Below are 14,403 nucleotides of genomic sequence, written 5' to 3'. Positions count from 1 at the left end.
TAAGGGTTTATTTGTATTTTTCCATTGACAACAGGGACTAGGAACCTAAATAATAGAACCTAGGAACTAGTGATTGTGTCACTATCATTTTGTCTATAGCTGTTGTTTGCTTTACGTTCTATACCACAACAAACAAGGTGGGTGTCAGGTATGTTGACAAAGATGGAGCAAGACGGCAGTAAATCTGAACGAAACAGAGATGAACTAAAAAGCGGAAAGCCAAGGAATCAGGAATTACATAAAATAGCGTCATTTAATATTACGCGAATATGGGCGTCAGTAGGTTTTAAATTATTTATTATTATTTTTGTCGGCATATTGGCATGTGTGCTTACCGTGGGTCTAATTTCCTATTCACAAGCCAAACAAATGGTGGAAGAAAATGTATCGGAAGCCAGTCACCAGACCATTGTACAAGCTGCGGATAATTTGGATGTCGTCTTTAAAACGTATGAGGATTTTACGATGCAGCTGCTGGTGGACAAGGATTTTTTTGCTTTGGCTCGCAATATTGCTGGTCATGAGGACGAATCGGTTCGCTATTCATCTGCCAAGGCGCTGTCGGATAAGTTCCGGGGGTATGCACTTAGCCAGCAGTCGGTGAAGGGGATGATACTCCTGCCGGTAAAGCAAGGGCTTCATGTGGTGGCCTCCGGTTCCTCGCTCAGCACGAAAGCAGAAGCGCTTAAGGAATCGGACTGGTACCGCAAGACGTTGGAGCTGAACGGCAAAACCCATTGGATCGCACCTCAAGCTGGCGGAATCTCTTACGATTCCAAGACTCCGACAATCGGCCTCAGTCGACTGTTGAAGGACGGAGTTTCCAGCGACGCGTCGTATATTCTTCTGCTAGAGATGGATGCGGCTACGTTCAGCGGCCGCTATGCAAGCGTCGAGCTTGGCGAAGGCAGCGCTCTGGCTATCGTGGACAGAGAAGGCAAGTATGTACTGGCGCAGGATGCCGCATTAATCGGGCAAGCAGCCTCCATCAGTGTGCCTTCGGATGACGGCTCCTGGAAGGGCTTAACGACAGACGGCAGTGAGGTGCTAGCCGTATACAAGACCTTCCAGGCGATGGATTGGAAGCTGGTCGGCACAATACCGGTGAAGGCGCTTACGCAGGATGCGGAGGCTATTCGGAGCTTGACGTGGATTACCGCGCTGGCTGCCGCATTGATCGCCGTCGCCATCGGGGGGCTGGTCATTATGACCATTGCCCGTCCGCTCGTGAAGCTGCGTAATCTGATGCTGCAAGGCGCGGATGGCAATCTGGCTGTTCGCTCCTCGATCAGGAAGCGGCGGGATGAAATCGGCGGACTGAGCGACAGCTTCAACCGCATGATGGGGCAGATGACGGAATTAGCGCAGGAGGCTACGCGTTCCGCTGAGGCCGTACTCGCTACGGCTTCTAGGCTGTCGGACGCCTCGCATAAGACGTCCTCAGCGGCGAAGGAGATTGCCGTTGCGACGGAGGAAATCGCAAGCGGCTCATCCAATCTGGCATCCGAGGCTGATCGCGGCAGCCAGCTAACGGGACGTATCGATGCAGGCATGAAGCAAGTCCTGTCGGCAAGCGAGATGATGTTGGCTTCCGCTGCACAGGTGGAGCGCGCTAGCGAGCAAGGTACGGCCTATATGGAGCAATTGCTGGAGAAGACGGGCATGACGGAAGCGATGACAAGCTCTATGGCCGAGAAGGTAGACGCGCTCAAGGACAGTACAGCGTCGATTGCGGGTATTCTGGAAGTGATGCAACAATTAACAAAGCAGACGAACATTTTGTCTTTGAATGCTGCCATTGAAGCTGCTCGTGCAGGAACGGCTGGCAAGGGGTTTATGGTCGTAGCCGATGAGATCCGCAAGCTGGCAGAGCAGTCCCGCCAATCCATTGAGATCGTAGCACGTACGACAGAGACGATCCGGCACGGTATTGACGAGACGGTGCAGGTATTGTCGCAAGCTTACCCGATCTTCCAGGAGCAGATCGGCTCGGTTAAGGAAGCGAACGGCATCTTCATTAGCGTTCAGCAGCAGATGGCGCAATTCGTGCAAGGGCTGGATAGCGTAACAGGCTCGGTGGCCGAGCTGGAGCATTCGCAGGCTGCGTTGTCTGAAGCGATGCTTAGTGTAAGCTCAGTGGCCGATCAATCTTCCGCGACGAGCGAGGAGGTAGCGTCTCTAAGTCATGAGCAGCTAGGCATTAGCGGCAGTCTGGTCAGCTTGTCCGGGGAGCTTAATGAAGTGTCCACAAGGCTCAAAGAATCGCTTGCCCAATTTAATATGGAGAAACGTGCTTGACCGATTATTAAAAGACATATGAAGCAACCCTATTCCGCGGCGGTATGAATGCCGGTTACGAGGAATAGGGTTTTTTCTCTACTAATTGACAAGAAACCAACAATATCAAATAATAGGAAATAGACTACATACATTGTTCGGCATAATTCGCTAAAAAAAAGGATCGTATGCGTTCGACCAAACTAAAGGCGGTGCTTGCCATCATGGCCGGTAAAGAGAAAAAGCTGCTTCATGTGTCTGCGAAGGAGACAGGGGAGAAGGGAAAGAGAATTGAAAACGGTTACATAAAAGAGTCGTCCGTCTGGCGCTCTTTCTTGACGAATCCTTTTAAATCGGTTGGCTTGAAAATCTTTTTTGCCATCTTCGGAAGCATTTTGGCATGTGTATTGACGGTAGGGCTGCTGGCCTATTCCGAGGCGAAGACGTTGGTTGAGAAAAAAGTATCGGATGCCAGCCTGCAGACGATCAATCAGGTAGCCAGCAATCTGGATGTCATCTTCAAAACCTACGAGGACCTATCACTTCAATTGTTGATCGACAAGGATTTTCATGCCATCGTCAGCCAGCTTGCAACGAGCAATGACGATTACGAGAAATTCGAGGCAGCGCGAAGGCTTGGCGATAAGATGCAAGGCATGACGCTTGGCAATAACTCGATCAAAGGCATTATGCTGCTGCCGTTGTCGGAAAACTTGCATGTGGTGGCGGCTGGCTCATCGCTGACGACCCGAGCGGAGCCCCTACTGAAGACGGAGTGGTATCAGAAGACGATCGAGCTGAACGGCAAGGTGAATTGGATTGCACCGCAGCCTACAGGCATCTCGATGCTAAGCGATAAGCCAACAATCGCCTTGACCCGACTGTTGAAAAATACGGTATCGAGTGAAGCCGGATATATGCTGGTACTGGAGATTGAAGCAGATACAATTGTGAATCGCTACAAGGATGTCGTCCTGGGGGACGAAAGCGAGCTGGCGATTATCGACGGTGACGGGAATTATGTTATCGCAAATGATAATGCGAAGATTGGAAAAGCGGCCAGTATTAGCTTGCCGGTATCCGGAGTGCTGGCGCAAGCCGGATCACCGAAGCTGTATACGACCGATGGCGTAGAAGTGCTTGCGGTCTATCAGAAGCTTCAATCGATGGATTGGAGATTGGCGGGAACGATACCGGTTAAGCACTTGGTGAAGGATGCGGAGTCTATCCGCAATATTACGCTGATCACGGCGCTTGCCGCAATGGTTCTTGCGATTGCAATTGGCGTACTTGTCATTTTTGCGATTGCAAAGCCGCTTGTGAAAATCTGCAGCTTGATGATGGAGGGGGCGCGGGGCAACTTGACGGTACGCTCATCCATGCGCAAGCGGCAGGATGAGATTGGGACGCTGAGTGTAAGTTTCAATGCAATGATGGATCAGATTACAGGATTGGCTCAGCAGACGACAAGGTCGGCGGCAGACGTGCTGCAGACAGCATCCGAGCTGACGGAGGCTTCGCGGAAGACATCGGCTTCCGCCAGAGAAATAGCCGCGGCTACGGAAGAGATTGCAGGAGGCGCGACTAGTCTCGCGGTCGAAGCGGAGAGAGGCAATGAGCTCGCAGTCCATATTAACGAGCAGATGAAGCAGGTTATCTCGGCGAATGAAGAGATGGTCGGTTCCGCTGCAACCGTGGAGCAGTCGAGCGAGCAAGGAACCGCTTATATGAAGACACTCATTCAGAAGACAGGCATGACCGAAGAGATGACGCGCTCCATGGTAGAGAAGGTCGATGCGCTGAAGGAAAGCACAGGCTCGATTGTGAAAATATTGGATGTGCTTAACAATTTGACAAAACAGACGAATATTCTTTCTCTGAATGCAACGATAGAAGCTGCCAGAGCAGGCGCAGCGGGCAAAGGCTTTATGGTCGTCGCGGACGAGATCAGGCAGCTGGCTGACCAATCGCGGCAATCTATTGATGTCGTCGCTCAGATTACGGACAAGATCAGATCCGAGATTGATGAGACGGTACAAGTATTGACGGAGGCTTATCCGCTCTTCCAAGAGCAAATCGGGTCTGTCAAAGAGGCAAACGGCATATTCGTCAGCGTACAGGAACAAATGTCGCAATTTGCCCAGCGGTTGAGCGGCGCAACAAGCTCCATCGGGGAGCTGGAGCAGTCGCAGCAGGTGCTGGCCGAAGCGATGACCAATGTCAGCACGGTAGCGGAAGAGGCCTCTGCAACGTCTGAGGAAGTAGCATCCCTGAGCAGCGAGCAGCTTCATATCAGCAATAACCTGGTGCTGCTGTCAGAGAAGCTGGATGCCGTATCGCGAGGACTGAAGGATTCACTTGCTCAATTCAAACTTTAGGTATTGATGGATTCACCTAATCTAGGACTGAATGGATACTTCGGTATAATCAGTCCTATTTTTTTGTTTTTAGTATTATGAATGAGATGTTAATTGTCGATAAAACTAGTAGTATCGTTCTATGGACGTAGGCTTTAATACACATTACATATGAGGATTTCATACTACAAAGGCGGTGTCTACCTTCATGCCGGGTACAAAAGGGAAGAAAAAGGAAAAGGAATTGGACAACAAGCAACAAATTGAAAACAAGCTTGCGAGCGAGAAGAAAGCAGGCGCCAGCGTTAAGTCGACAGCAAATTGGATGAAAAGCAGCCTGAAAGATGTAAACATTTCCAGCCCAGTCAAATCTGTTGGGCTTAAGCTTTTCTTTATTATTATCATCAGTATCGTTGCCTGCGTATTGACTGTCGGGCTGATCGCGTATTCCCAAGCCAAAAATCTGGTGGAGAAGAACGTATCAGAAGCTAGCTACCAGACTGTCAATCAGGTAACCAACAACCTGGATATCGTATTCCAGACGTATGCTGACCTGACGCTTCAAATGCTAATCGACAAAGAGCTTCAGACAGAATTGAAAGTTCTGTCCACAACTAATGATTCTTACGATATCCTGCAGTCCAGCAGAACGATATCTGATCGTATGTCTACTTATATTATGGGCAACACCACGATTACAGGTGCGGCTATTATTTCAACCGACGAAGAAGAAGGTGTCATTACAGCTGGCAACAATAACGGCTACCGTGGCGATACGCTGACTAAGGCGGACTGGTTCACGCAGACGATTGAGCAGGACGGCAGACTCGTGTGGGTCGAGCCGAGCAGCACAGGGATCATTGCTTCCAAGTCGCCTAACTCGATCGCACTTGCGCGTGTGATCAAAGCGGCAAACAGACCTTATGTCCTGGTCATGGAAGTCAATCTGGACGCGATCGTGAAGCGATACCAGGATGTACAGCTTGGCGAAGGCAGCACGCTTGCCATCGTGAATGGCGCGGGTCAATACGTGACGAACAATGATCTGGCTTTGCTGGGACAGCCGCATATTGTTACGCTGCCGACTGAGGGCGAAGAGGCTAAGTCGGATCGCAAGAAGATGACTACGGTAGAGGGCAACAGCGTGCTTGCTGCGTATCAGACTTCCGAGATTACGGGCTGGAGATTCGTAGCGACGATTCCAGTTGAGAAACTGGTAGAGCAAGCGTCGGTTATTCGTAACTTAACATGGCTGATGGTTGGTCTGGCAACGCTAATTGCCATCGCGATCGGGGTTCTGGTCATACGTACAATTGCCACTCCGCTTGTGAAGCTCCGCAATCTGATGGTTGAGGGTGCAAGAGGCAATCTGACGGTTCGCTCTTCGATCAAGAAGCGCCAGGATGAGATCGGCCAGCTGGCTGACAGCTTCAATGACATGATGACGCAAATCACGTCCTTGGCGTTGCAAACGACTCATTCGGCAGCAGAGGTTCTACAGACGGCATCCGAGCTGACAGACGCATCGAAGAAGACCGCAATCGCTGCTAAAGAGATTGCAGTGGCAACGGATGAAATCGCCAACGGCGCAACAAGTCTTGCTGTTGAGGCGGAGCGCGGCAGCGACCTGACGAATCATATGAATACGCAGATGAAGGAAGTTATTTCTGCGAACGAGCAAATGTCGCAATCCGCATCCGAAGTGGATCAAGCGAGCCAGCAAGGTACCTCGTACATGGGCCAATTGATCCAGAAGACGGGTCTGACGGAAGAGATGACGCGTTCCATGGTGGAGAAGGTTGATGCGCTGAAGGACAGCACCGGTTCGATTGTGAAGATCCTGGATGTGCTTAACAACTTGACGAAGCAAACGAATATTCTATCGCTCAATGCGACGATTGAAGCGGCGCGCGCAGGCGCGGCAGGCAAAGGCTTTATGGTCGTTGCCGATGAAATCCGCAAGCTGGCTGACCAATCGAAGCAATCGATCGATATTGTTGGTCAAATTACAGCGAAGATTCAAGGAGAGATTGAAGAGACGGTAAAGGTTCTGTCCGAAGCATATCCGATCTTCCAGGAGCAGATTACGTCGGTCAAGGAAGCGAATCAGATCTTCCTGACGGTGCAAGCACAAATGGGTCACTTCGTCGAGAAGCTGGAGCTTGCGACCACATCGATCGGCCAACTGGACGAGTCGCAATCCGTATTGTCGGAAGCTATGACGAATGTCAGCGCGGTAGCCGAGGAGTCCTCTGCTACATCCGAGGAAGTGGCTTCGCTCAGCACCGAGCAGCTTAGCATCAGTGATGGACTGGTCAGATTGTCCGAGAAGCTGGATTCCGTATCCCGCGGACTGAAAGATTCGTTGTCACAGTTTAAAGTGCAATAATAGAACGATACTGCAAGCTGTCCCCGTAATGGGGGCAGCTTTTTTGCGCTTTCATGGGATGGCTTGGTTCTTAAACCATGATTTCTGATTCCCCGATTGTCTCATGTTTGTCGAAGTTTGGAAGATCGGCAAAAGGCAACAATAGTGAGAAGAGGCTGTTCTCGTTAAGAGTAGCTGGAATGCGATTAGCTGAAAAACAGGAGGGTGAGTCCGGTGATTACGAAGAGAGCAGGAGCTATCGGCATCTTGATTACCCTCGTACTGCTGCTGTTCGTGGTCCGAATGGCATGGCTTCAGCTGCTCCCGTCGCATATCCCGACTGCATCGCCTGCAGCAGGCGGACGGGACGGCTGGAAGCGGATGGCGGTTGTGCAGCGGCAGAGGAGCCTTGTTCTGGATACGGGCAGAGGGGATTTCCTCGACCGGAACGGTTTGGCCATTACAGGCGAGACTTATATGACGGTCGTGTTATTCCCCGTGAGGCCTGATGTGCGGGGTAGCCAGGAGCAACTGGGCAAGCTGGCTGAGCAGCTGCGCATCTCCAAGGAAGAGCTCATCCATCGCTGGAATGACATGACGCAGCCTGATTTCTGGCGGGAGGGATCAGGGAAGGACGGACCGGTCAGACTCACAGAAGCTCAGGCCAACGCGATTAGAAGTCTAAAGGTAGAAGGTGTCCGTGTGCTTCCATACCGTAATCGTTATTTGTCCCAGTTCGATGCGAAGCATGTGATCGGCTTTACAAGCCAGCATCCGGAATGGCTCATGTCCGCTCATGAGCAGGACATTGCGAAAGGCCGAAGGAAGCTAACGGAACAGGTTGGCGGCTCAGGGCTGGAGAGATCGCTTGATGGCCTGCTGCACGGCATTGGAGAAACATCGGTCTCCTACTTTATCGATGGCCGCAATGCGCCGCTTCACGGGCTTGATCTGCGCGTCGTACAGCCGAGCAACCGGTATTATCCGCTTAAGGTTGTAACGACAATTGATCTGGCGATGCAGAATGAAATAGAAGAGTATGCCGATGCCATGGGGTTACAGGAAGGGTCAATTGTCGTGCTGGATGCGCGCAATGCCGACATTGTGGCGATGGTGTCGAGGCCGAAGCTGAGGCCCGGCAAGTTTGGCAGCAGCGACGGATCGGAGTGGCGCAACTATGCGCTGACCGCGGTAGAGCCGGGTTCAATATACAAGCTGGTTACGGCAGCATCTGCGTTGGAGCACGGCGTGGTAGACCCGAGGGAAAAGTTTCATTGCAACGGTCATTACGGCAGGTATGGGCTATCCTGCTGGAAGGAAGGCGGACATGGCGAGCTTACCTTCCAGGAAGGAATAGCCCAATCCTGCAACATTGTGTTCGCTACTATTGCGGAGCGACTGGAAGCGGAGCAACTGGATCGAACGGCGGAGGCGCTTGGTGTGAAGGAGCGCATAGGCTGGTATAGCAGCCAAGGCTTCGGCCCGTTCCCGAAGCCGCTCAGGCTGCTGCCGGAAGAGGAAGCGGGGCGCTTATTCGCGGGTGAGCGGAGCGGGGAGGACGGAGGTGTGCGCGTTCAGAGCGGTATCGGGCAGCGCGACGTCCGTATGACGCCGCTCCAGGCCGCGAATTTGATGGTAACGCTCATCCACGGAGGCCGAGTTATGGAGCCGAGAATTGTCAGCGAGGTTCGCTATGCGAGCGGCGAGAAAATGGTCGAGCTTCCGGCGCGTAAGCTGCCCCTGACCGGCCGAGGCATCCGTACGGATACGGCAATGGCATTGCTGCGAGGGATGGAGGCGGTCGTTGATCACGGTACGGGGCAATCGATACGCAAGGGAATCTGGAAGGTAGCAGGCAAATCCGGTACGGCGGAGACGGAGGAAAACAGCGTGGCGCTTAATCACCAGTGGTTCGCCGGATATGGACCTGCTGCGAAGCCGCGCTATGCGGTAGCTGTGCTTGCAGCTAATCGTCCTATCGGCAGCTCCCACCAAGCGACCAAGCTGTTCCGCGGCGTCATGGACATCGCGGCGAAGCATGCGCATGAGCCTCATAGGCATGGTCACCGCTTCTGAGCTATCTAATCAGAAATTAACGTCCCTTGCACCGCTAAATAGGATGGATGAGCTTATACGGGAGATTAGCGTTGTGAGGCACCACTAAATCGTCTGGATAAGCATAATCGAGCAAATAGTGTTATGTGACAACGTTAATTTGACTTCCGTTACAGCGGCTAGTTGCATTGTTTTAGCTGATGGGTCAGCCACCAGAAATAAAGCTCCCGTCACTCTGATGCAGAGGCGGGAGCTTTTTCGTAACCGTATTATTTTTTCAGTGAATCAATAAAGGCGGTATCTTGCTTCCCAGGCTCATTCGCCACATCGGCTGCGACGACGGGTTCATCGAATTCGTCGACCGGAGTGCGGATCCAGCGGTGGAAGTAGCCTTGGTCGTACAGCGACTTCACGAGGATGACCAGAATCGGCGACAGGATGACGCCGGCGATGCCGAACAGCGAAAGCGAGATAATCATGAACGACAGCATAGTGAACGCTGATACGCCCAGCGAATCGCCCGTAATCTTCGGCTCCAGAATTTGGCGCGTCAGAATGACGACCAGCAGCAGCGCAGACAGCCAAATGGCCAGCGATAATTTCCCAACGATGAACAAATAAATAATCCATGGGATGAACAGTGTGCTGACACCGAGCAGCGGCAACACGTCGAAGATCGCAGCGACTACCGCTATGATGAAGGCATTATCTACACCAAGCAGGATAAGAGCGATCAGAATAACGATGAACGTAATGCTGATCATTTTGGCTTGTGCCTTGATGTACGATGCGATGCCTCTGAATACATTGTTTCTAAGGAAGAAAAAAGCACTTTTAAAAGTTTTTGGCGTTTTGTCCGTTGCGGCCTGTTTCCAGGTTTTAATTTCGATACTTAAGAAATAAGCTAATATAATCCCGACCACAAAATTGAAAATAAAAGTGGAGAAGGACGATACGTATCCGATCAAGCCGTTCAGGAAGGCGGTAATCCACTTCTGCAGATTATCGGTCGCGCCTTTGGTCAGGTTTTTGATTTCTTCCGACAGGCTGACGTCATTAGGCAGTTTGTCCAGTTGTTTCTCTACCTGGGACGCCAGGTTGCCGATTTGTTCGGCCAGGATGCTTTGATATCTAGGGAAGTTCTCAATCAGCGCGTTGCCTTGCTTTGTAATAAGCACAGCCGCGCCAGAGAAGGCACCCAGGATGAGCAATGTAAAAATAAGGATGGATATGCCGGAGGCAATAGACTTTTTTACCCCCCACTTATTTAATCTTTTTGCGAGCGGTTCAATAATAAGGAAGATCAGGAACGCAAAAAAGATTGGAGTGGCGATCTTGTACACATAACTAAAGGCATACATGACCAAATAGACGGTTAATGCGATGAGAGCAATGTCAAATGCGGTTCTCCAGTATTTTTTGTAGAAAGGCAGCATGCGGTTCCCCTTCTTCCCATTTTCGGGATCTTGATTTGGTTTTCTTTCCATTAAGATTGTACTATAGATTTTATGAATTGTGCCTATTTTTTATTTGAGTATGATACAATTAGAGGTATTGTTGTTGTTCTGAACCGCTAACTATTCATCGACTAATTCATCAAACGGTGGGGAAAACAAGATGGAAAATTTGTTTTTATGGGGATTCTACGTCATGACGTTCTACGCCTTTCTCCCTGGTGTGATAAGCCGAACGTTCGGCTTCCGCGTATTCAAAAAGGGGAAAGTGGAGAAGGAGATCGCACTGACGTTCGATGACGGGCCAGACCCTGTCTATACGCCACAGCTGCTGGATTTGCTCGCCCGCTACAATGCGAAAGCGACTTTTTTTATCGTTGGGTCGCATGCAGAGGGGCAACAAGAATTGCTGCGCCGGATGCAAGAGGAAGGACATACCATCGGTATTCATAATTATGTGCATAAATCGAATTGGGTTATGCGTCCTCGCACAGTAAGGCGCCAGATTGAGAAGACGAATGATATCATCGAGCAGGCTACGGGAAGCCGCGCTATCTATTATCGGCCGCCATGGGGAATTGTGAATGTATTCGATTATTCCAATCTGGGTTATCTGCGAATTATTTTGTGGTCGGCGATGTTCGGGGATTGGCGCAAGTCAGTAGGCGCGGAGCGCCTGAAGAAAAGAATGATGAAGAAGCTTCGTCCAGGCGAGGTCCTGCTGCTGCACGACTGCGGCGATACTCTCGGCGCGGATCATGATGCGCCCCGCAATATGCTCACTGCACTGGAAGCGTATATGGAAGAGGCTGCGAAGAGAGGCTATACATTCGTTGCCATCGAAGAGATGATGAAGCTGACGGATGCGAAGCGGGCGATGCACCGCTCACTGGGCAAGCGAATTATCATCTCGCTGTGGCTAATGTGGGAGCAGGCGTTTCACACATTGTTCCGGCTCAAGAAAGTCGGCGACAGCGACACGCCGGCCTTCCATTATCGCGTAACCACATACAATGGCGACGAGCTTAAGTTCGAACAAGGCGGCAGCATTGCAAAAGGGGATACTGTAGCGGAGCTGCACTTTGACAACCGCATGTTGTCGAGCATCGCCGCTACGTCCAAGTCCCCGCTTGCTACAGGCATTCGTATGCTGAGGGAAGTGGAGCGCGCGCTGCCGCAGCTTGCGGATCAGCTGTCCGCCGATCCTGATGCCAAGCATATCAAGGCCGTATACGGGGTTACGATGATTCATCGCGGGGCAGACCGGCTGGGCTTTGAAATATTCAAGCTGAAGGAAGGGCTGTTCGCCAAGTCGACGCGTATCTATCTGAAGCTGCTGCTTAAGGTATTGACCAATACGAAGCAATACGGCAAGGAGCGGAAGCGCAAGGACAGAAGCGAGGCCATCTCGCCGCGTATGCTGCTTATGCCTGTACAGAAGATCGTGTCGTACGCGACCGTACAGACGAGAATGATCAAAGAAGAAGTGGAGCGTGTGTCCGAATCTGTAGACCGGGTCATTAGCGGTGCTGCGGAGGATGCGTCTTCGATTGGTTCGAAGACAACGGCCATTTAATGCTCTATGCAGCAAGAGAAAACGGTGCAGCCCACATGACGGGCTGCACCGTTTTTTTAAGACCATATGTCTTACTTGTAGAAGTCGGTTGTATCATGGATGTGGGAAGAAATGCGGATAATTGGGTTTGTACAGAGATATACGCCTAAAGTTATGTGGGCTTTAAAAAGTAAAACGGCTCATTCGGGGTCAGAATGAACCGCTCTAGCAGGCATTAAAATTAAAGAGATAAAGTATCCAGCGGGATTTCAAACGCCCGTTTAATAACCAACCCGGCAGCTAGCTTCGTTTCATCCGGTTTGTTATAAAGGTACATCATTTGCACGTGATTAACTGTTACTGGCAGCTGGTGCATGACTCTGGCTTTGATCTCGCTGAACATTTCGGGACTGATAGACTGAATGACACTGCCCGTCATAAGCAAGCTGTCTGGATTGATGAAGGTAATAATGTTGGCGAGAGCTACCGAGATGCCATCGATTATTTTTTCATACAAGCCAAGAAACTTGGCATCACCTGTTTTGATGCCTTCGGCAAACTCCTCAAGCGTACATTTGATCGACACACCCAGTCCGCTGCTGGAAGCAAGCGTCGTTAAGCATCCGGATCTGCCGCAATGGCAAGGATAAGCGTCTTCTCCATAAAACCCTTTATAATGCCCGAATTCCCCTGCGACAAAGTTGGATCCCGCTACAATTTGTTTATCATGGACGATAGCGCCGCCTGTACCATAATCGAACTTAATGGTGATATTGTTTGTGGATTCTTTCAAGCTGCCGTTCATGTTCTCGTAGACGGAAAGAAGATTAACGTCATTCTCGATATGCACAGGAATATGATATTTGTCTTCGAGCAGCTGACTGAGCCGCAGACGATGAAAACCTATGCCGGGCGTACGGAGAACGATACCGTGCTGAGAATCCACCAGGCCCTGTATGCTGATGCCAATTCCTTTTATTTTGGAGGTATTGGGCATTTGACTGATCAGCTCATCAATGACTTCATGAAGCAGCTTCAGCAGCACATCTACGGAGCCATATTTGAAAATCGTACGTTCTGCTGATGCGACAGCTTCTTGACGCAGGTTGTACACTTGTCCGCGGATATATTTGCCGGCGAGTTCAAGCCCAATGGCATAAAAGCTGCCGCTGTTGATATGAAGGCCTACTCTTTTTCTTCCGCTTCCTGCCTCCAGATCCATGAGCTCTCCTACCACGATTGTTTTTTCCTCCAACAGGCGGTTTACGATATTGGTTACGGTCTGCCTGCTAAGTCCAGTCTTTTCTGAAAGCTCTACGCGAGAGATCGGCCCTTCTGAATAAATGAGAAAAAGAACCTTCTGCTGATTAATTGATTTTAATAACATATGGCTAGTTTTTTTGACCGAATCGCTCACGATATGCATCCTCTTTCCGACAACTATTATATATAAATCGATCTTCAAAACAGTTGATAAATGATTCGCCTACTCTGCTTCAAGTGTAGCATTAATACGAAGGGAATAAAAGTTGCTAGTCAGGGCGACAAAAGGAACTTTAAATCCCACTATACTAAAAAAACGAAGGATTGTATTGACAATATGAAAAAAAAAGATATGATTAATTTGTAAACTGATTTGATTAAATAAAACAAATAGACGTCTAGAGGAGCAATTCATGGGATGGATGGGATGGATGCTTGCAGCAGCAGCGATGGCGGTGCTGACTTACATATGCTGGCTGCATGCAGTTGTGTTAAAACCTGGTAAGGCAGATGCGCTTATTGTGCTTGGTTATGTATCGAAAGACGGCCGAATACATCCTTTGCTTAAAGAAAGACTGGATGAGGCTTATAAGCTTTTCCGGCAGTACGGGCACCAATATATCATTGTATCGGGGGGAGCAGTTGGTTCACGCCGATCGGAAGCGGAGCTGATGAAAAAGTATCTAGTTGAGAAAGGCGTTCCCGCAGAAAGAGTATTAAAAGAAGATAAATCATCTAATACGGTGCAGAATTTAATGTTTAGCAAGCAATTAATGAAGCAGTACCAGCTAGAATCCTTTATTATTATAACAAATTTATTCCATATTCGCCGCACGAAATATATTATGCATCGTCTTGGGATGGAAGGCGGTTTCAGCGCTAATCGAAGCTTTAGAAGCATTGCGGTATTTCAGCTGAAATTAACCTTTTTGGAAATTCGGGCTTTCAGGTTAACGCTCCCGATTATTAAAAGGGCCATTCATGATCAAAATAATGGGTAAGAAGGTTAACGGTCCAACAAATAATATTAAAATTGTAAACGCTTACAAATAATTGTGGGAGGTGAGGCTTAAA

The 14,403-nt window shown here is 49.9% G+C and carries 8 protein-coding genes; 6 read left to right on the top strand and 2 right to left on the bottom strand.

Annotated elements, in window-relative coordinates; genetic code table 11:
• Positions 1-150: 150 nt before the first annotated feature.
• The 4 genes from ACFVSO_RS09615 (at position 151) to ACFVSO_RS09600 (ending at position 9,078) form a co-directional block, all read left to right on the top strand.
• Positions 151-2,298 carry a methyl-accepting chemotaxis protein gene (locus tag ACFVSO_RS09615; RefSeq protein WP_387472608.1) on the top strand — a complete coding sequence of 716 codons (2,148 nt, stop codon included), beginning with the start codon at positions 151-153 and terminating at the stop codon, positions 2,296-2,298.
• 167 nt (positions 2,299-2,465) lie between these two features.
• Positions 2,466-4,655 (top strand): methyl-accepting chemotaxis protein, encoded by a 2,190-nt coding sequence (locus tag ACFVSO_RS09610; protein ID WP_387472606.1) that lies wholly within the window; start codon positions 2,466-2,468, stop codon positions 4,653-4,655.
• 187 nt (positions 4,656-4,842) lie between these two features.
• The gene (locus ACFVSO_RS09605) at positions 4,843-7,023 is read left to right on the top strand and encodes a methyl-accepting chemotaxis protein (RefSeq protein ID WP_387472604.1); all 2,181 of its coding nucleotides are present in this window, start codon (positions 4,843-4,845) and stop codon (positions 7,021-7,023) included.
• A 213-nt stretch (positions 7,024-7,236) separates the two neighbouring features.
• Positions 7,237-9,078 (top strand): peptidoglycan D,D-transpeptidase FtsI family protein, encoded by a 1,842-nt coding sequence (locus ACFVSO_RS09600; protein WP_387472602.1) that lies wholly within the window; start codon positions 7,237-7,239, stop codon positions 9,076-9,078.
• Positions 9,079-9,326: 248 nt separating this feature from the next.
• On the opposite strand, the gene ytvI is transcribed toward ACFVSO_RS09600, so the two are convergent.
• Complete coding sequence (gene ytvI, locus ACFVSO_RS09595; protein ID WP_387472600.1) at positions 9,327-10,493, bottom strand: sporulation integral membrane protein YtvI; 1,167 nt, start codon at positions 10,491-10,493, stop codon at positions 9,327-9,329.
• A 181-nt stretch (positions 10,494-10,674) separates the two neighbouring features.
• Between ytvI and ACFVSO_RS09590 the strand changes: the two genes are divergently transcribed.
• The gene (locus ACFVSO_RS09590; protein ID WP_387472598.1) at positions 10,675-12,087 is read left to right on the top strand and encodes a polysaccharide deacetylase family protein; all 1,413 of its coding nucleotides are present in this window, start codon (positions 10,675-10,677) and stop codon (positions 12,085-12,087) included.
• A 220-nt stretch (positions 12,088-12,307) separates the two neighbouring features.
• On the opposite strand, the gene ACFVSO_RS09585 is transcribed toward ACFVSO_RS09590, so the two are convergent.
• Positions 12,308-13,492, bottom strand: a complete 1,185-nt coding sequence (locus ACFVSO_RS09585) for an ROK family transcriptional regulator (RefSeq protein WP_387472596.1) — start codon at positions 13,490-13,492, stop codon at positions 12,308-12,310.
• A 250-nt stretch (positions 13,493-13,742) separates the two neighbouring features.
• Between ACFVSO_RS09585 and ACFVSO_RS09580 the strand changes: the two genes are divergently transcribed.
• Positions 13,743-14,330: a YdcF family protein gene (locus ACFVSO_RS09580; protein WP_387472594.1), complete on the top strand. Its 588-nt coding sequence runs from the start codon at positions 13,743-13,745 to the stop codon at positions 14,328-14,330.
• Positions 14,331-14,403 lie beyond the last annotated feature (73 nt).

Source organism: Paenibacillus sp. NPDC057967 (assembly GCF_042887015.1).
GTDB lineage: Bacteria > Bacillota > Bacilli > Paenibacillales > Paenibacillaceae > Pristimantibacillus.
The sequence above is the reverse complement of the archived record's forward strand: the minus strand, read 5'-3'. Positions and strand labels throughout refer to the sequence as shown.